The following is a 16,582-nucleotide window of genomic DNA, read 5'->3' as shown; positions in this document are numbered from 1 at the left end:
GCCCCCGATTGATTACCCTAGGTATATATGCATCCGCGCAGCGGGCGTCAAAACCCAAGGGCCCGGTCATGCGCCAATCGCCGCGCATCGGCCGTCACTGCCGGACGAGGTCCGCAGCGGCAGCGTCGGCCACCCGCCATGCCGCCAGCGCATCGCGGACGCTTTCGGCCATCGTGGCACGCCATGCGGGCCTGCGCAGGTTTTCAAGGTCGCGCTGACTGGACAGGAACCCCAGTTCAAGCAGGATGGACGGTATGTCAGGTGACTTCAAAACCGAGAATCCGGCCCCGCGATGCGGCCTCGAATGCAACGGAAGCCCCCCCTCGCGCAGCGCCAGCACCAGCGCCTCGGCCAGTCGTCGCGCGCGCGGCTGCGTTTCCATCCGCGCAAGGTCCATCAGCACGTCGGCCACCACGTCATCCTGCCCGGACAAGTCGATCCCGGCCAGCATGTCATCACGGTCGTGCCGCTCGGCCAGGGCGGCGCTCGCCTCGTCCGAGGCGCTTTCGGACAGGACATACACCGTCGCGCCCCGCGCGCGGCCCTCGCTCAGCGCATCGGCATGGAGGGACAGGAAAACATCCGCACCGACTTCGTGCGCCAGCGACACGCGGCGTTCCAGCGACACGAACCTGTCATCCGTCCGGGTCAGGCGCACGTCGAAATCGCCCGACCGTATCAGAACCTCCCGCAATTCGCGGGCGAATGTCAGCATCAGGTCCTTCTCGGCGGTCCCGTCATTCGTCGCACCGGGGTCGATCCCGCCATGACCCGGGTCCAGCATCACCACCAGAGGCCCATCGCCCCGCTGCCGGGCCTGACGCCCGGAACGTTCCCGCGGCACCACCGTGCCCCAGCCGGGTGTTTCCGGCGCACCCGAGGCGGCCGCGAATTCTTCCGGCGCGACCTCTGTCAGGTTCACGCGCAGCTTGGCATGCCCAGTGCCGCGCGCGATCCGCAGGTCGGCGCTGCGCAACGCATATGCCCCGGCCAAGTCCACGACCATCCGCGACCAGCCGGGCCGGAAACCGCCCATGCGAACCCCGCTCACACGTGTGCTGTCGTCCAGCATTTCCGGTGTCACGCCCTGCCATTCCACCTCGCGAAAATCGAGGACCAGCCGCCGGGGCGCATCCAGTGTGAAAACGCGGTACGGCACGCCTTGGCTCAGCGTGAGTGTCAACTGGATCCCGCCCGCGCCGTTCTCGATCACGCTTTCGCCCGGCACCACCCGTGCAAGCCCGCTGAATTCCTGTGCGGGCGACGACACCGCCGCGAAGCACAGCCAAATCGCCAGAAGAAGTCGTTGCATCCCGTTCCTTGCCCTGCCCGGCCTCTTTGCAATCAGCCTACACCACGGATGCGGGCCTGCCCATAGGGCACGGCCCATGTGAACGAGCTCACCCAGGCGCATGATTGCCGAAACCCTCATCGAGGGCGGCGCGCGTCGGATCAGCGGCTTTCCATGAAGGCCGCGAGGCGCGCCAGCCCCTCCTCGATATCCGCGGTCGCGCGGGCATAGGAAAACCGGATCGTGCCCGCCCCGCGCGCCGGATCGAAATCCAGCCCCGGCGTCACCGCCACGCCGGCGCGATCCAGAATCTCGGCGGCGAAAGCGCGGCTGTCATCGGTCAGATGGCTCACGTCGGCATAGACGTAGAACGCGCCATCGGGGGGCGCGATCCGGTCGAACCCGGCCCTGGGCAGCCCGTCCAGCATCAATCGGCGGTTGGCCCGGTAGACATCCATGTTCGCCTCAAGCTCGTCATGCGCGTCCATCGCTGCCAACCCGGCGATCTGGCTGGCATGGGGCGGACAGATGAACAGGTTCTGCGCCAGACGCTCGACGATGCGCACATGATCATCGGGCACCACCATCCAGCCGACGCGCCAGCCGGTCATGCTGAAATACTTGGAAAACGAGTTGATGACATAGGCCTCGTCGCTGATTTCCAGCGCACTGACCGCCTTGGCCTCGTATTCGATGCCGTGATAGATTTCATCGCTGATGAAAGACGTGCCTGACGATGCCGCGGCCTCCATCAACGCCGCCATCTCCTCACGTCCCAGCATGGTGCCGGACGGATTCGCCGGGCTGGCCACCATAAGCCCATCGAGGTCTCGGCCCGACAGGTCATCCGGCACCGGCTGAAGGCGGTTTTCCGCCGCCGTTTCGATCTCCACCGGGACAAGATCCAGCGCGCGAAGGATCTGGCGGTAGCTGGGATATCCCGGGGCCCCGATCCCGACCCGCGCGTCCGCGTCGAACAACGCCGTGAAGGCAAGAATGAACGCCCCGGATGCCCCCGGCGTCACGATCACCCGCTCGGGCGATAGTGTCACGCCATACCAGTCAGCGTAAAGCTGCGCGATCCGCGCGCGCAGTTCCGGCAGGCCAAGCGCCACGGTGTATCCCATGGCATCGCGCTCCATCGCCCGGGCCAGCGATGCCCGGGCGGCGGCGGGCGCGGGTGTACCCGGCTGGCCCACCTCCATGTGGATGACACGACGCCCCGCGGCCTCGGCCCGCCGCGCGGCCTCCATCACGTCCATCACGATAAAGGGATCGACCCCGCCACGCCTTGAGTTCCGCATTGTTTTGTTCCTAGACTGGACCCGGCAATTCTTCCTTTCACCGCGAATGCGCGAGCCCGTCAATGCATCTTCTCAGGCTTCTCTTCCTTTGCGCCATGCTGGTTGTCACGATCGGCAGCCCGGCCCGCGCGGTCACGTTGCTTCGCGACCCGGATATCGAACATGCCTTGAAACAGCTTGCCGAGCCGCTGCTGAAAGCCGCCGGGCTCAGCCCGTCGCGTGTCGATATCCTCGTGATCGACGACCGCAAGCTCAACGCCTTCGTGGTTGATCAGAACCATATCTTCATCCACTCGGGCCTTCTGCTCAAGATGAAGCGCGCGGCGATGCTGCAATCGGTCATCGCGCACGAGGCCGCCCATATCGCCAACGGCCACCTCACGCGTCGCCCTGTGAATGCACGCAACGCGGCAACGGCGGCCGGTCTGGGCGCGGCGCTCGCGGCCGTGGCGGCCGCTGCGGGCGGGGGCGAAGCCGCCGCCGGGGCCGCCATGGGAGCCGTGAACACCGCGCAACGGCTGTTCTACGTCCATACCCGTGCCGAGGAAAACGCCGCCGACCAGAGCGGGATGCGCTACCTTGCGGCGGCCGGCGTCGATCCGCAGGGCGCCGTCGAGGTCATGGACATCTTCCGCGGGCAGGAGGCGCTGGCGCGCCACAGGCAGGACCCCTACGCGCGCACGCATCCCCTCTCTGCCGACAGGTTTCGCGTGCTCAGGCGGCTGGCCGACGCCCATGCGGGCAAGGCCCGGCCACAGCCCGACGCCGAGTATTGGTTCGCCCGCGCCAAGAGCAAGCTTTCGGCGTTCAAGCGGTCGCCGAAATGGACCCTCACCCGCGCCGGCGAGTTCGGCCACGCCGACATAAAGCTGATGCGCGAGGCCATCGCGTGGCATCGACGCTCGGATCTCGGGCGCGCCCTCGGGGCGATCGACAAGGCCGTGGCAAAGCGACCCAAGGACCCGTATCTTCATGAACTCAGGGGCCAAATCCTGATGGAGAGCCGGCGTTTCGACGCCGCGCTCAACGCCTATGCGCGCGCCAGCCGGCTCGCCCCGCGCAACGCGCTGATCCTGGGCGCCTATGGCCGCGCGCTGCGCGCCAACGAACAATACGCCAAGGCCCGCGACTATCTGGAACGCGCCCGCGCCCGCGACGGGCGCGACGCGCGGGTGCTGCGCGACCTCGCGGTCGTCCATGCCAAGCTCGGCAATCGCGGCATGGCCTCGCTGGTGACGGCGGAACGCTACTCGATGCGCGGCCGGCTCAAGGACGCCGCGGTTCACGCCTCGCGCGCCTCGGACCTTTTGCCGCGCGGTTCGGGCGCGTGGCAACGCGCACAGGATGTGCTATCAGCTGCCCGGAAAGCCCAGAAAGAACGGAGATGACCCGATCATGATTTCCCGCCTCGCCGCCCCCTTCGCCGCTGCCGCGCTTCTGGCCGGACCGGCCGCCGCGCTTGACCTTGACGACATGACCGAGGCCGAGCGTGCGTCATTCCGTGCCGAGGTGCGCGCCTACCTGCTCGAGAACCCCGAGGTCATCATGGAGGCCGTCGCCGTGCTGGAGCAACGCCAGGCGCAGCAGCAGGCACAGGACGACGTGTCACTCGTGCAGGCCAATGCCGAGGCGATCTTCGAGGACGGTCATTCCTGGGTCGGGGGCAATCCCGATGGCGACGTGACGCTGGTCGAATTCCTCGACTATCGCTGCGGCTACTGCCGCCGCGCCTTCCCCGAGGTGGCGGAACTGGTGGAAAGTGATGGCAATATCCGGTTGATAATCAAGGAATTTCCTATCCTTGGCGAGCAATCGACCATGGCCTCGCGCTTTGCCATCGCCACCAAGCAGATCGCGGGCGACGACGCCTACAAGGCGCTGCACGACACGCTCATGACCTTTCGCGGGGAGATCTCCGAAACCGCGCTGCGGCGGGTGTCTGACACGTTGGGGCTCGATGCCGAGGCCATCCTCGCGCACATGGACAGTGACGATGTCAGCCGCGTGATCACGGCCAACCGGCAGCTTGCGCAGCGGCTCAACCTGTCGGGCACACCGTCCTTCGTGATGGAGGACAGGATGCTGCGGGGCTACGTCCCGCTGGAGGCGATGCGCGACACGGTGGAGGAAATCCGGACGCAATAGGACCGGAAAACCGCGTGCGGCTGACCCCGCCGCACGCCGTCTGAAACTTGCCGCGGTATCACGGCGGCGATGCGGCGGTATCGCGTCGGTGCCGTCAAGCCGGTCCGAAGCGGATCCACACGGCGTGCGCCGGGGGCGGACGGCTCATCGCTTCGGATGGCATGAGCGACCGCTAAGCGCCGGGAGGGGGCTTTGCAAAGTTTGGGCGATTTCCTGATAGCGGACCTTCAGGCAAAGTGCGGCGAATGCCGGGTGCGAGCCCACTTTGACCACTGCTGCGCTTTGAATGAATGACCGCACATCAAGGTGCGTCGAAAAAAGTGACGCAATGAACGTGCGTTTCCTCAAGGGTTTGTGCCACAAGATGTTTCGACAGCCTTGGTGATAAGGCGGCTTGTGACAAGAAAGACCGTTTTTGACGTCACATCGCCCTGCAGATACAACCTCTGCATGTGCGTTTGAGGATTCCGATAGCGACTGTTACAGTCAGCCTTTATCAGGTGGGTAGACACCTTCCTTGACCGGCAATGCAAGCGTGCCGGCTGTCAAGCTCGCGTGCGCCGCGCGACTCTGGTCGAAGCGATCTGCCCAAAAAGACTCACGCCAAGGCATCAACTGCAAGGAGGAATCCATCACTTACGCGAAGCTGTTGAGAGCCGCCGTCGGCGGTGCTGTCGCGATCGTCATTGCCAACATCGTGAGCAACATTCTGTTCTTTCAACTCGGTCGACCGCTTCTCTTTGAGAACGAAATGCAAAGTGCAAAGGTCATTGCGGTTCTGTTCGAAATGGAACCACTTCCTCTAATGTTCACGAACGGCCCGCTTTACATGGGCATCGCCGCAGTGATTGGCGTCGTCCACGGTCTAGTCTTCTATTGGATCGAACCTGCTTTGCCGCGCGGGATCGTCGGGCGTGGACTGGCTTTCGCTGCCATCCTATGGGCGCTTATGGCGCTATATTTCGAGTTCCACACACCCTTCAACATGTTCGGCGAACCGGTCGCACTTGTCGCAGTCGAGCTTGTGTTTTGGATCGCGGTCACTGCAGCCCAAGGCCTCGTCCTGTCCATGATCTACGGGAGGGGTCGGCATGAATTGGCAAGCCCTGTGGAATGACGGCGCAGTCATTTCCGTTCACGCGCTCGTCGCACTCCTCGCAATGGGTGCGGGCGCGGTTCAGCTCCTGGCTCCCAAAGGTACGATCACGCACAAGACGCTTGGCTATGTCTGGGTCGGCGCCATGGGTGTGGTGGCGGTGTCGAGTTTCTGGATTCACGAGTTCCAATGGTTTGGGCCGTTTTCGATCATCCACGTCCTCTCACTCTTGGTCCTTGCCACATTGATCTACTCCATTCGCGCGATCCGGCGGGGGAGCGTCACGGCGCACCGCAACTCGATGATCCAGCTTTACGCTCTGGCCCTCGTGCTTACAGGAGCATTTACAATCGTGCCGGGCCGTACGATGCATGCCGTCATCTTTGGAGGATGATCGGACATGGTTGGGTTTTGGTCTACCCTCGGTTGAGCCCGAGCATGCGGTTGATAACCACCGTTTTTGGCATGCAAGTAGTGGCAGGGGGGCCAACGCTGCTTGGCAACGCAGTCTCCAAGTCAACTAGAAGGTCCGGGGAACATACCCGAGCGAATCTGATTTGCGCTTGCTACTGATACCTCTATGATGATCGTCTGGCAGCATTGAGGAAAAACGTATTGAACCTGCTTTCAACATTCATCAAGCCGATGCACCCGGAGGGCCAAAAGTTCGTTGCGATCTTTGCAGCTGTGACTCTTGGTCTTTTCTTGATTTCATCCGTCCTCGGCTGGATCGGTGTCGGGCTTACGATCTGGTGTTACTACTTCTTTCGCGATCCTCATCGTGTCAGTCCCACGAGGCCTGGTGTGATCGTGAGCCCGGCGGACGGTATCGTGTCACTGATCGAACCGGCTGTCCCGCCGGCAGAACTGGGTATGGCAGACACACCGCTGACGCGCATCAGCGTGTTCATGAGTGTCTTCAATTGCCATGTGAACCGAAGCCCGATTGCTGGTGAAATCACATCGGTCGCCTATCGCCCCGGAAAATTCGTCAATGCGTCACTCGACAAAGCCAGCACTGACAACGAACGCAACGGCCTGTGTCTACGGCTTGCGAACGGACAAGAGCTGGCTGTTGTCCAGATTGCGGGCTTGGTTGCCCGTCGCATTCTCTGTTTCGTGAAACCGGGCGACCAGCTGAGTACCGGTGAACGGTTCGGCTTGATCCGCTTCGGCTCACGCCTCGACGTGTATCTGCCCCCTGATGTCTCCCCTCTCGTGGCTGTCGGGCAGACCATGATCGCGGGCGAGACGGTGTTGGCAGAACTCGACATGGCTGGGACGGAAAGCGATGCCCGCAAATAATGGCAAATCCTTCACCGACCTTGCACTGGTTCAGTTGATCCCGAACATGCTGACCATTGCTGCGATCTGCGCAGGGCTGTCTGCCATCCGCTTCGGTGTGCAGGGTGACTATGAAATAGCGGTGCTGTTGATCGTGGCGGCCTGTATTCTCGACGGCTTGGATGGAAAGATCGCACGGCTCCTGGGCGGCGACAGCAAAATGGGGGCCGAGCTGGACTCGCTCGCTGACTTTGTAAATTTTGGTGTTGCGCCTCCGCTGGTGATCTATCTATGGGCCCTGCAGGACATGCGCAGCGCGGCATGGCTGTGCGTGCTGGTCTTTGCGATCGGCTGTGTCCTGCGCCTGGCGCGGTTCAACGTGAGCAACAAGGCCGGCGGAGAAGTTCAACCCTCTGACGACTTTTTCGTCGGTATTCCGGCACCGGCAGGCGCGATCTTGGTCATTTTGCCGATGTCTGTTTCCTTTGCATTTTCAAACCAACCGCTTCTGCCCGACATTCTGATCTGCGGGCATATGGTCTTGGTCGGAATGGCCATGATCAGCCGCATCCCGACATGGTCGCCGAAACGGGTTCGAATTTCACGCGGGAACATCAAGTACTTTCTGCTTGGATTCGCTTTGATTGTTGCCACTTTGCTGACCTACGCCTGGATCACTCTCGTGATCTTCTCTTGCGGATACGTAGCGATGGTCGTCTGGAGCCTGATTGCTGCATCCCCTGACACATATGGGAAGGAAGAATAGCTTGAAAATCGACGCCGTTCAGACCTCGTACGCCCGCTGGGCACCAGTCTATGACAAGACCTTCGGCGCTGTCACCAATGTCGGCCGACGTCGGGCCGTTCGATATATAAACGGGTTGCAAGGCGCTGTGCTCGAGGTCGGTGTCGGAACAGGCCTTTCCTTGCCGCATTACAAGCCTGATCTTCAGGTCACTGGAATTGACTTCAGCCGCGACATGCTCGCCAAAGCCCAGGCCAAGGCTGAGCAATTGAACCTCAAGCACGTCGCCGAACTGCGCCAGATGGATGCCCGCGTACTGGATTTCAGCGATGCCAGCTTTGACACGGTTGCAGCCATGCATGTGCTGTCTGTCGTTCCGGAGCCGGAAAAGGTAATGGCGGAAATCGCGCGGGTCCTGAAACCCGGCGGGCGCGTGGTGATCACAAACCACTTTGTGCGAAAACGCGGGTTTTTGGCATTCTTGGAGCGGATCTCATCTCCTTTTGCCAATGTTCTTGGGTGGCACTCGGATTTTGAACTGGAAACGATTTTGCAAGAACCGTCACTGACGGTCCAAGAACAAGGCTCTCTTCCTCCGCTTGGCATGATGACATTCATCGTTCTGCAAAAATCCGGAGCGGACGATTAGAGCGCGCAAGGTAAATTTTGCCAAAACTCAATCGCTTCTGTCACCGGCTAAAGCGTTTCTGACCAGCTCGGCTTCGTTTAAACATACCTTGGCGCGCGCGCGGCGAACCGGTGCTCCGTCCCACAACTCGGCCACCGCACTGACGCCCGTCGAAGGTCCGCCCTGACCAGCCCGGTCGTGTCGCGCCACGCGCGCTTCGGGCTGAAGCGCACGCGCTCCCCGCAGCGATCACGGGCGGCGCCCGGCCCGTATCGCCTATTCCGCCGCCGGGCGTTCGGCCTCGCCGGCCGCGATCTGTTCGGCGCGTTTCTCGACCTCTTCCACGATATGGTCGATCATCTGGTCATTGGTCATCTTGTGGCTTGCCTTGCCCGCGAGATAGACCATCCCGCTGCCCGCGCCGCCACCGGTGAAGCCGACATCCGTCATCAGCGCCTCGCCGGGGCCGTTCACGACGCAGCCGATGATGCTGAGGCTCATGGGCGTCTTGATATGTTCCAGCCGCTTCTCCAGTTCCTCGACCGTCCGGATCACGTCGAAGCCCTGCCGCGCGCAGGACGGGCAGGAGATGATGTTCACCCCCCGGTGGCGCAGGCCGAGGCTCTTGAGGATCTCGTAGCCCACCTTCACCTCTTCCACCGGGTCGGCGCTCAGGCTCACGCGCAGCGTGTCGCCAATGCCCATCCACAGCAGCTGTCCCAGCCCGATCGCCGACTTGATGGTGCCCGACATGAGCCCGCCGGCCTCGGTGATGCCCAGATGGATGGGCGCGTCGCACTGCTCGGCCAGCTGCATGTAGGCGGCCGAGGCCATGAAGACGTCGGACGCCTTCACGCTGATCTTGAAGTCGTGAAAATCGTTGTCGCGCAGGATGCGCATGTGCTCCATGCCCGATTCCACCATAGCGTCGGGGCACGGTTCGCCGTATTTTTCCAGCAGATGCTTTTCGAGGCTACCGGCATTCACCCCGATCCGCATGGAACAGCCGTGGTCGCGCGCGGCCGCGATGACCTCGCGCACGCGCGCCTCGGACCCGATATTGCCGGGGTTGATCCGCAGGCAGGCGGCGCCGGCCTCGGCCGCCTCGATGCCGCGGCGGTAATGGAAATGGATGTCGGCCACGATGGGCACCGGACTTTCGGGCACGATCCGTTTCAGCGCCGCGGCGCTTGCCTCGTCGGGGACCGAGATGCGCACGATATCCGCCCCCGCCTCGGCCGCGGCCTGTACCTGCGCGATGGTGCCGGGCACGTCGGTGGTGTCGGTATTCGTCATGGTCTGGACGCTGATCGGCGCGCCGCCGCCCACGGGCACGTCACCCACCATGATCTGGCGACTTTCCCGGCGGTGGATGTTGCGCCAAGGGCGGATTGGGTTAATCGACATCGCGCTTTTCCCGTCAGTTCGGCAAGGGTCCGCCCGGTACATAATGCCCGTGCGGCAAGGGTGCAATCGCGCCCGGCCCTGTCACTCGGCCGCGCCGTCGGTGTCCTGCAATTCGGCCACGTAGCGCGACAGGTCCGCATCCTGCGTCAGGTCGGCAACGCTGTAGCTGTCGGTCAGCGCCTGCGCGTCCAGCGCCAGCCCGGACGTGACCGAGCCGCGCGGCCCCGCCGGGCCGTAATGCTTGCCGTTCACCGCGAAATAGACGGCCCCTGACGCGCCCACGCGCAAGGTCGGCGGTTCCTCGGTGCTGGGCACGTCCCAGCTGTCGCCGGCGTTCATGATGCCTTCGTAGATGACGCTGCCGTCGGCGGCCCGGACGCGCACCCATGCCGGGCGGACCGCTACCATCCGCACGTCGGGCAACGGTTCCTCGACGACCTGCGGGCTCGGCAGGGGCTTGTCGCGGGTCGTGGACGCGGCGGCGGGGGCCGGGTCGGCTACAGCTTCGGCCACGGCGCGGGCCACGCTTTCGCGGTCGGCCTCGGGCGGTTCGGGGCGCAGCGTGCCCACCCGGGACGGGTCGAGCGTCGATATCGGGGCGTCGCGCGCAACCATCACCGGGACGTCCAGCGCCTCGGGGCGGTACAGCCTGTCGAGCCGGTCATCGCCCTGTGCCGCGCCGCCGAACCCGGCCACGGAGCTGCCGCTTGTGCCGGCGCCGTCGCCCGTGTCCGCGGTGTCCACCGGATCGAGATCCGACAGCACGTCCGGCGTGTTCTCCACCGGCGCCACCTGCACGCGCTGAACCTCGTTCAGCACCGTCCAGCCGCCATACCCGATGGCCGCGATCAGCGCCATCAGCACGAGCCCCGATCCGATCGCGCCCGGCTCGATCCCGGACAGGAAGCCATTCGAGGCCGGCGCGAAGGGTGTCGACGGCGCCGCAAGCGGATCGGCCCCGGCCGCGCCGCTCACCGGCTGCCGGATCGGCTCGGCCGGCTTGCGGATGCTGGAGGCTTCGGCGGACATGCCGTGCGCGGTCGAGAAGCCGCTTTCGGCGCAGAATGCCTGAAAGGCCTTGTCGGGATCCATGCCGAGGTAGCGCGCGTAGGAGCGCACGTAGCCGGGGATGAAACCGGGCGTGTCGAAGGCGGCCGGATCGCAATTCTCGATCGCGGCGACATAGGCGGCCTTGATGCGCAGCTCTCGTTCGACGTCCAGCAGGGACTTGCCCATCGTGGCGCGCTCACCGCGCATCATGTCGCCGAGACACAGATCGTAATCATCGAACCCACGGGGTGCGATGGCTTCTACCTCTTCATTGCGCTTGGAACGGCGCCCGATCATTCACCCCCGCCTCGTGCTGTATCCCGCCGATGCCCGATCATGACGATTCGAGCCCTGCTTTTTTCTTTATCAGATGATAACACATCGCAAGGCGAATTGCACGGAAGGCCCGGTCACGCCGTCAATTCGGCACGATTCAGCGCGCAGTGGCTCCAGAGTTCGTCCATGGCCCGCACGAGCCGGTCCATCTCGTCGGGGCCGTGCACCGGCGACGGCGTGAACCGCAGCCGTTCGGTCCCCCGCGGCACGGTCGGGAAATTGATCGGCTGCACGTAGATCCCGTAGCCGTCCAGCAGCATGTCGCTGAGCTGCTTGGTATGCACGGGATCGCCCACCATCACCGGCACGATATGACTGCCATGGTCGATCAGCGGCAGGCCCATGCCCTTGAGCCGGGTCTTGAGGATCTTGGCCTGGGTCTGGTGCGTCTCGCGCAGATCGCGATCGCGCTTGAGATGCGCCACGCTGGCCGCGGCGCCCGCGGCCACCGCCGGCGGCAGCGAGGTCGTGAAGATGAAACCGGGCGCGTAGGACCTGACCGCGTCGCACATCTTGGCACTGGCGGCGATGTAGCCGCCCATGACGCCGTAGGCCTTGGCCAGCGTGCCGTTGATGATGTCGATCCGGTGCATCAGCCGGTCACGTTCGACCACCCCGGCCCCGCGCGGGCCGTACATGCCCACCGCGTGCACTTCGTCGATATAGGTCAGCGCGCCGAATTCGTCGGCAAGATCGCAGATCGCCTCTACCGGTCCGAAATCGCCGTCCATGGAATAGATCGATTCGAAGGCGATCAGCTTGGGCGCGTCGGGGTCGTCGGCCTGCAGCAGTTCGCGCAGGTGTTCGACGTCGTTGTGGCGGAAGATGCGCTTGGCCCCGCCGTTGCGGCGCACGCCCTCGATCATGCTGGCATGGTTCAGCGCGTCGGAATAGATGATCAGCCCCGGAAAGAGCTTGGGCAGCGTGCTGAGCGTTGCGTCATTCGCGATGTAGGCGCTGGTGAAAAGAAGCGCGGCCTCCTTGCCGTGCAGGTCGGCCAGCTCGGCCTCCAGCCGCTTGTGATAGACGGTGGTGCCCGAAATGTTGCGCGTCCCGCCCGACCCGGCGCCGGTGGCGTCGATCGCCTCGTGCATCGCGTCGAGGACCACGGGATGCTGCCCCATGCCGAGGTAATCATTGCCGCACCAGACCGCGATGGGCTGTTCGTCGCCGTCCGGGCGCCGCCACGTGGCATGGGGAAACCGGCCCATTTTCCGCTCGATGTCGATGAAGGTCCGGTACCGGCCCTCTTCGTGCAATCGGTCTATGGCCTCGTCCAGCTTCGCCGCGTAATCCACTGACATCCCCTCCTTGACAGTCCCCCGGCGGCACAGGGCCCCGGAGCCGGCGCACGGCGCCTCACATTCAGTAACCTAGATGTATAATAGACATCCGATCGGTTAAGCAACAGGTTACAAATTGCCGCCCCCGGATCCTTGACCCGGATCAATCGGCTGGACAGTGACACAGACCCTGTTACGGTTTCCAGACAATAATATCTAACGCGGGGGATCCACCATGTCCATCGACGCCGTTCTGGCACATATCGACGACAGGATCGAGACAGCCACGGACCGGCTCAAGGGGCTGTTGCGCATCCCGTCCATCTCGACGGACCCGGTCCATGCCGATGACTGCGACAAGGCCGCCGACTGGCTCGTCGCGGACCTGCAAAGCATTGGTGCCAAAGCGGAAAAGCGCCCCACGCCGGGGCGCCCGATGGTGGTCGGGCACATGCCCGGCGACGGGCCGCACCTGCTGTTCTACGGCCATTACGACGTGCAGCCGGTGGATCCTGTCGAATTGTGGACCTCCGACCCGTTCGACCCGGCGATCGAGCAGGCCGACCACGGGCCGGTGATCCGCGCGCGCGGCGCCTCGGACGACAAGGGACAGCTGATGACCTTTGTCGAGGCGTGCCGCGCATGGCAGGCCGTCACCGGGACGCTGCCATGCCGGATCACGTTCTTCTTCGAGGGCGAGGAAGAATCGGGGTCGCCGTCGCTCGTTCCCTTCCTCGAGGAGAACGCCGGCGAGCTCGACGCCGACATCGCGCTGATCTGCGATACCTCGATGGTGTCGCCCGGCGTGCCCTCGATCGCGTCGCAGCTGCGCGGCATGTTGAAGGACGAGTTCACGCTGCACGGGCCGAGGATCGACCTGCATTCGGGCCACTACGGGGGGCCGGGGCTCAACCCGCTGAAGGAAATCTCGCGCATCATCGCCTCGTTCCACGACGTGACGGGCCGCGTTGCCGTGGACGGCTTCTACGAGGGCGTGCACGAGGTGCCCGACGCGTTGCGCCGACAGTGGGAGAATTGCGGCTTCGACGAGGCGACCTACCTCAACTCGGTCGGCTTCACACGCCCGCATGGCGAGGAGGGATATTCCACGCTGGTCCAGCAATGGGCGCGCCCCACGCTGGAGATCAACGGGCTCTGGGGAGGCTACCAGGGCGCCGGCACGAAAACCGTCATCCCCGCCGAGGCGCATTGCAAGCTGACATGCCGGCTGGTGGGCGACATGGACCCCGACGCGCTGCGCGTGAAGATCCGCAAGCATGTCGAGGACCGACTGCCGGTCGATGCGACCGTCACGTGGAACCAGGACCTCGACGGGTCCCCGGCGGCGGTGATGAACACCGACCGCCCCGAATTCGAACGCGCCCGCGGCGCCCTGTCCGAGGAATGGCACCGCGAGGCGGTGCTGGTGGGCATGGGCGGGTCGATCCCGATCGCGGGCTATTTCAAGGAAATCCTCGGGCTCGATTCCATGCTCATCGGCTTCGCGCAGGATGACGACGCGATCCATTCGCCCAACGAGAAATACAACCTCGAAAGTTTCCACAAGGGCATCCGGAGCTGGGCGCGCATCCTGGATGCGCTGGCGCGCGCCTGAGGCCGAAACGCGCCGGTTGCCCCGACGCAAGGACGGGGGACCCATGATCATCCAGGGATTCACCGATCACATCGCCACGGTGAACGGACAGACCATCGCCTACAGCATCGGCGGGTCCGGTCCGCCGCTGCTGCTGCTGCACGGCTTTCCGCAGACGCGCGCCATGTGGGCCCGGATCGCGCCGGAACTGGCGCGCAACCACACCGTGATATGCCCCGACCTGCGCGGTTACGGCCAATCGGGCAAACCGCGCGACACGGCCGACTACACGTTCCGTGCCATGGCCGGGGACCAGGTCGCGCTGATGGCACAGCTGGGATACCGGCATTTCGCCGTGGCCGGACACGACCGGGGCGCGCGCGTGACGCATCGGCTTGCGCTCGACGCGCCGCAGGCCGTCACCCGCGCCTGCGTCATGGACGTGGTGCCCACCCACACGCTACTGGCCGACCTGCGCAAGGAAGTGGCACAGGCCTATTATCACTGGTTCTTCCTCGCGCAGCCCGAACCCTTTCCCGAAACCATGATCGGGCACGACCCGGATGCCTATTTCCACGCTTGCCTATTGGGCTGGGGGGCGTCGCGGCTGGAGGATTTCGCCCGCGATCAGTTGAACCAATATCGCGCTGCATGGCGCGACCCGGACACGATCCGCGGCATGTGCAACGATTACCGCGCGACGCTGGCGCGGGATTTCGACGATGACGCGGCCGACCTGACGCAGCGTATCGGGTGCCCGACGCTGGTCTTGTACGGGGACACCGGCGCGATGGCACGGCACTACAACATGGCCGCGGCGTGGGCGGGCAAATGCACGACGCTGGATGCGGCGGCCATCCCGGGCGGCCACTTCTTTCCCGATACCGCCCCGGAGGTCACGATCCGCGCCTTGGGCGGCTTCTTCGGCCGCATGGACATCCACGCCTGACGGCGCCCCGCTATTCGCGGATCACACCGATTGTAAATGTCGGGGGGAAAGTGGCGCGGTTGACGGGGCTCGAACCCGCGACCTCCGGCGTGACAGGCCGGCACTCTAACCAACTGAGCTACAACCGCGCGTGCGCCGCTGGTTACTCGAGCCGCGGGACGGCGTCAATGGTCAAATCGCATGTTGCGCGCCGACCGCGTGATTTTCCGCGCGCGGCGCCGATGGCACATGCCCGGCACCGGCAGGGTCGTCTGCACGCTGTTGCCAGGCGACCCGCGCGGACGAGGCACCGGCGCAGCGCACGGTGACAGCCTGCCTGTGTGAAAGTCATGCACTGCAGGGACCGGGGGATCGTACAGGCCCGGGCAACCCGGGTGTCTGGACAGCGATGGCGCGGTTGACGGGGCTCGAACCCGCGACCTCCGGCGTGACAGGCCGGCACTCTAACCAACTGAGCTACAACCGCTCGCTGTACGCTCCGGCGTCGGAGCTTGGCCTGCTTCTAGGCGGGCCACGCGCCCCCGTCAAGCGGGATCGCGACGATTTCCGGCGCATCGAGTCCGGTCCGGTCGCGCGACAAGGTGGCGCAGACGCGCCGCGGCGGCTGGCGGCGCGTGAGTGCCGCCTTAACTGCCTCATAAACAACTGAAAATCGGAGGATTCATGTTTCAGGGGTTCAACACGTCAATACTCATCATAACCGCCTTGCTCGTGGTCTTGCCGGCGCTGATGCTCTACGCGGCCGGCGGGAGCGAGTGGCTCGAGCGCCTGCAACTCATGATGCCGGGGCTTTGACGGCGGCGGGGCGGCCTCAGGCGGCCCCGATCTGTTCCATCAGGCGTTTTTTCTCGCCCGGATCGTCGGCCCGCGATAACGCCTCGGCGAACTCTTCCAGTGTCGCGATCGAGTGTCCGGCGCGGAACGCGTCCACGTGCGGCAGCATGGCCCGGATGCCGGCAGCGCGGGGCGCGAAGCCTTCCCACCGCAGCAAAGGGTTGAGCCAGATCAGTCGGCGCGCGGACAATTGCAAGCGCTCCATCTCGTGTGCCAGCTTGTCCGCGTCGTCGCGGTCGAGCCCGTCGGTGATCAGCAGCACCACCGCCCCCTGCCCCATGACCCGCCGTGACCAGTCGCGGTTGAAGGCTCGCAGGCAGGCCCCGATGCGCGTGCCGCCTTCCCAGTCCTGCGCTTCCTTGCCCGCCGCCGCCAGCGCCTGGTCCACGTCGCGCGCGGCCAGATGGCGGGTGATGTTGGTCAGCCGGGTGCCGAAGGTGAAGGCATGGACCCGGGCCCAGCCTTCCCCGTCGCGGTTCGCGACGGCATGGAGGAAGTGAAGCACCATGCGGCTGTACTGGCTCATGGACCCGGAAATGTCGCAGATGACCACGAGGTTGGGCCAGCGCGGCCGCGGCGCCTGCACGTGAAGCCGGCGAACCTCGCCGCCGCGCCGCATCGCCGCGCGCAACGTCC

General features: G+C 64.7%; 16 protein-coding genes and 2 tRNA genes. 10 read left to right on the top strand and 8 right to left on the bottom strand.

Annotated elements, in window-relative coordinates:
• Nucleotides 1–94: 94 nt before the first annotated feature.
• On the bottom strand, nt 95–1,312 hold the full coding sequence (locus ACH107_RS04680) for an N-acetylmuramoyl-L-alanine amidase (protein WP_412504856.1): 1,218 nt from the start codon (nt 1,310–1,312) through the stop codon (nt 95–97).
• 140 nt (nt 1,313–1,452) lie between these two features.
• A complete protein-coding gene (locus tag ACH107_RS04675) occupies nt 1,453–2,595 on the bottom strand; it encodes a pyridoxal phosphate-dependent aminotransferase (protein ID WP_412504855.1) in 1,143 nt (380 codons plus the stop codon).
• A gap of 62 nt (nt 2,596–2,657) precedes the next feature.
• Here ACH107_RS04675 and ACH107_RS04670 point away from each other — a divergent pair, with 62 nt between their 5' ends.
• The 7 genes from ACH107_RS04670 (at nt 2,658) to ACH107_RS04640 (ending at nt 8,514) form a co-directional block, all read left to right on the top strand.
• Nucleotides 2,658–3,983 carry a M48 family metalloprotease gene (locus ACH107_RS04670; protein ID WP_412504854.1) on the top strand — a complete coding sequence of 442 codons (1,326 nt, stop codon included), beginning with the start codon at nt 2,658–2,660 and terminating at the stop codon, nt 3,981–3,983.
• Between the two features lie 7 nt (nt 3,984–3,990).
• The gene (locus ACH107_RS04665; protein WP_412504853.1) at nt 3,991–4,740 is read left to right on the top strand and encodes a DsbA family protein; all 750 of its coding nucleotides are present in this window, start codon (nt 3,991–3,993) and stop codon (nt 4,738–4,740) included.
• A gap of 517 nt (nt 4,741–5,257) precedes the next feature.
• Nucleotides 5,258–5,857, top strand: a complete 600-nt coding sequence (locus tag ACH107_RS04660; protein WP_412504852.1) for a hypothetical protein — start codon at nt 5,258–5,260, stop codon at nt 5,855–5,857.
• Nucleotides 5,832–6,230, top strand: coding sequence for a DUF2306 domain-containing protein (locus ACH107_RS04655; RefSeq protein WP_412504851.1), 399 nt, complete (start codon nt 5,832–5,834; stop codon nt 6,228–6,230). The genes ACH107_RS04660 and ACH107_RS04655 overlap by 26 nt, the downstream gene beginning before the upstream one ends.
• A 206-nt stretch (nt 6,231–6,436) precedes the next feature.
• Entirely contained in the window at nt 6,437–7,141 is a 705-nt protein-coding gene (locus tag ACH107_RS04650; RefSeq protein WP_412504850.1) for a phosphatidylserine decarboxylase, read from the top strand.
• A complete protein-coding gene (gene pssA, locus ACH107_RS04645; RefSeq protein ID WP_412504849.1) occupies nt 7,128–7,886 on the top strand; it encodes a CDP-diacylglycerol--serine O-phosphatidyltransferase in 759 nt (252 codons plus the stop codon). The genes ACH107_RS04650 and pssA overlap by 14 nt, the downstream gene beginning before the upstream one ends.
• A 1-nt stretch (nt 7,887) precedes the next feature.
• The gene (locus tag ACH107_RS04640; protein WP_412504848.1) at nt 7,888–8,514 is read left to right on the top strand and encodes a class I SAM-dependent methyltransferase; all 627 of its coding nucleotides are present in this window, start codon (nt 7,888–7,890) and stop codon (nt 8,512–8,514) included.
• A 255-nt stretch (nt 8,515–8,769) separates the two neighbouring features.
• On the opposite strand, the gene ispG is transcribed toward ACH107_RS04640, so the two are convergent.
• From ispG to hemA, 3 genes are all read right to left on the bottom strand, one after another.
• Complete coding sequence (ispG, locus tag ACH107_RS04635) at nt 8,770–9,900, bottom strand: flavodoxin-dependent (E)-4-hydroxy-3-methylbut-2-enyl-diphosphate synthase (RefSeq protein ID WP_412504847.1); 1,131 nt, start codon at nt 9,898–9,900, stop codon at nt 8,770–8,772.
• An 81-nt stretch (nt 9,901–9,981) separates the two neighbouring features.
• A complete protein-coding gene (locus tag ACH107_RS04630) occupies nt 9,982–11,247 on the bottom strand; it encodes a helix-turn-helix domain-containing protein (RefSeq protein WP_412504846.1) in 1,266 nt (421 codons plus the stop codon).
• Between the two features lie 113 nt (nt 11,248–11,360).
• Nucleotides 11,361–12,584 carry a 5-aminolevulinate synthase gene (gene hemA, locus ACH107_RS04625; RefSeq protein WP_412504845.1) on the bottom strand — a complete coding sequence of 408 codons (1,224 nt, stop codon included), beginning with the start codon at nt 12,582–12,584 and terminating at the stop codon, nt 11,361–11,363.
• 220 nt (nt 12,585–12,804) lie between these two features.
• Here hemA and ACH107_RS04620 point away from each other — a divergent pair, with 220 nt between their 5' ends.
• Nucleotides 12,805–14,184 carry a M20/M25/M40 family metallo-hydrolase gene (locus tag ACH107_RS04620; RefSeq protein WP_412504844.1) on the top strand — a complete coding sequence of 460 codons (1,380 nt, stop codon included), beginning with the start codon at nt 12,805–12,807 and terminating at the stop codon, nt 14,182–14,184.
• 43 nt (nt 14,185–14,227) lie between these two features.
• Nucleotides 14,228–15,112 carry an alpha/beta fold hydrolase gene (locus ACH107_RS04615; protein WP_412504843.1) on the top strand — a complete coding sequence of 295 codons (885 nt, stop codon included), beginning with the start codon at nt 14,228–14,230 and terminating at the stop codon, nt 15,110–15,112.
• A gap of 51 nt (nt 15,113–15,163) precedes the next feature.
• On the opposite strand, the gene ACH107_RS04610 is transcribed toward ACH107_RS04615, so the two are convergent.
• Nucleotides 15,164–15,240: transfer RNA gene (locus tag ACH107_RS04610), tRNA-Asp, on the bottom strand.
• A 261-nt stretch (nt 15,241–15,501) separates the two neighbouring features.
• Nucleotides 15,502–15,578: transfer RNA gene (locus tag ACH107_RS04605), tRNA-Asp, on the bottom strand.
• A 197-nt stretch (nt 15,579–15,775) separates the two neighbouring features.
• Here ACH107_RS04605 and ACH107_RS04600 point away from each other — a divergent pair.
• A complete protein-coding gene (locus ACH107_RS04600) occupies nt 15,776–15,907 on the top strand; it encodes a hypothetical protein (RefSeq protein WP_412504842.1) in 132 nt (43 codons plus the stop codon).
• Between the two features lie 16 nt (nt 15,908–15,923).
• Here ACH107_RS04600 and ACH107_RS04595 read toward each other — a convergent pair.
• Nucleotides 15,924–16,582 (bottom strand): vWA domain-containing protein (locus ACH107_RS04595; protein ID WP_412504841.1); only part of this gene is annotated, 659 nt, incomplete at its 5' end.

It is taken from the genome of Roseovarius halophilus (ex Wu et al. 2025), from assembly GCF_047086965.1.
This window is presented reverse-complemented; position numbering and strand designations above follow the sequence as displayed.

Excerpts from the sequence above, each read along its gene's own strand:
- ispG (WP_412504847.1), bottom strand. The coding sequence starts at position 9,900 with ATGTCGATTAACCCAATCCGCCCTTGGCGCAACATCCACCGCCGGGAA.
- ACH107_RS04675 (WP_412504855.1), bottom strand. The coding sequence starts at position 2,595 with ATGCGGAACTCAAGGCGTGGCGGGGTCGATCCCTTTATCGTGATGGAC.
- ACH107_RS04655 (WP_412504851.1), top strand. The coding sequence starts at position 5,832 with ATGAATTGGCAAGCCCTGTGGAATGACGGCGCAGTCATTTCCGTTCAC.
- ACH107_RS04620 (WP_412504844.1), top strand. The coding sequence starts at position 12,805 with ATGTCCATCGACGCCGTTCTGGCACATATCGACGACAGGATCGAGACA.
- ACH107_RS04615 (WP_412504843.1), top strand. The coding sequence starts at position 14,228 with ATGATCATCCAGGGATTCACCGATCACATCGCCACGGTGAACGGACAG.
- ACH107_RS04670 (WP_412504854.1), top strand. The coding sequence starts at position 2,658 with ATGCATCTTCTCAGGCTTCTCTTCCTTTGCGCCATGCTGGTTGTCACG.
- ACH107_RS04680 (WP_412504856.1), bottom strand. The coding sequence starts at position 1,312 with ATGCAACGACTTCTTCTGGCGATTTGGCTGTGCTTCGCGGCGGTGTCG.
- ACH107_RS04600 (WP_412504842.1), top strand. The coding sequence starts at position 15,776 with ATGTTTCAGGGGTTCAACACGTCAATACTCATCATAACCGCCTTGCTC.
- ACH107_RS04630 (WP_412504846.1), bottom strand. The coding sequence starts at position 11,247 with ATGATCGGGCGCCGTTCCAAGCGCAATGAAGAGGTAGAAGCCATCGCA.
- ACH107_RS04665 (WP_412504853.1), top strand. The coding sequence starts at position 3,991 with ATGATTTCCCGCCTCGCCGCCCCCTTCGCCGCTGCCGCGCTTCTGGCC.
- pssA (WP_412504849.1), top strand. The coding sequence starts at position 7,128 with ATGCCCGCAAATAATGGCAAATCCTTCACCGACCTTGCACTGGTTCAG.